The following is a 930-nucleotide window of genomic DNA, read 5'->3' as shown; positions in this document are numbered from 1 at the left end:
TGTTTTCTCAGCACACATCACTATGGGAGCAGGAAAAACTGAAGCCATCCGCTCACTTTCTGAAATACCAATTCTTGTAACAGAAGCATTAAATACAGATCAGGAAAGCCATTCAAAGCTTCAGACAACTGTAGGAATCGATTATGGTGAGGTTACCCTCGATGATGGATTGGTGATTGGCTTATATGGAACACCAGGACAAGAGCGCTTTGATTTTATATGGTCTGTTATCTGTAAGGGGGCAATTGGAGCAATCATCCTCATCGATCACAGCTTAGAAAACTCAATTGAAGAACTTGAACATTATTTAGAGGTCTTTCAAGAATATACAGAATATATTGCGATAGGAATTACACATACAGATGAAGATTTAGATAAATCGACATATATATACCAAGATTGGTTGATTAAAAATGATCTATATCATCCATTATTTATGATCGATGCACGAAAAAAAACAGATGTAAAACTCTTACTTGAAGCACTCATCACATCTATAGAAATTAATTACAACATCACATCATAATTGGAGAATGCCTATTATGATGTGTTCAACAGATGGCTTTGAATTAACGACACTATACAAAAAAGATTCATTCAACAGAACAAAATTAGCAGCTGTGAGTAGCTCACTCCATGCCATGGTCAGCGCACTTATGACTGAACTACAACTTATAGAATGCCAATCAATCACATTAGATGCTGAAAATGGAAAAGCCATTTTAACCTCTATTCCCAATGCACAATATCCCATGATTATTATGGTACTTGCTGAAAAAGATATATTATTAGGTCAATTACTTCACGCACTAAAAAGATCAAGTAAATCTATCAGCGAGCTCTAGCTATAATTCCATTATTTTTCATATTTCTAATTTTATATACATAAAAAAACACCCCCTGTCTTATGACAGGGGGTGTTTTAGAATT

Annotated in this window: 1 protein-coding gene and 1 pseudogene; both read left to right on the top strand. The window is 34.6% G+C overall.

Annotation, left to right across the window (positions count from 1 at the left end):
* Nucleotides 1–22: 22 nt before the first annotated feature.
* Nucleotides 23–526, top strand: coding sequence for a GTP-binding protein (locus A6M14_RS13405; RefSeq protein ID WP_152875736.1), 504 nt, complete (start codon nucleotides 23–25; stop codon nucleotides 524–526).
* Between the two features lie 13 nt (nucleotides 527–539).
* Nucleotides 540–845, top strand: a pseudogene (locus A6M14_RS13400) (roadblock/LC7 domain-containing protein); the annotation flags it as partial.
* Nucleotides 846–930 lie beyond the last annotated feature (85 nt).

It is taken from the genome of Acinetobacter portensis (genome assembly GCF_009372215.1).
In the GTDB taxonomy this organism is placed as follows: Bacteria; Pseudomonadota; Gammaproteobacteria; order Pseudomonadales; family Moraxellaceae; genus Acinetobacter; species Acinetobacter portensis.
The sequence above is the reverse complement of the archived record's forward strand: the minus strand, read 5'-3'. Positions and strand labels throughout refer to the sequence as shown.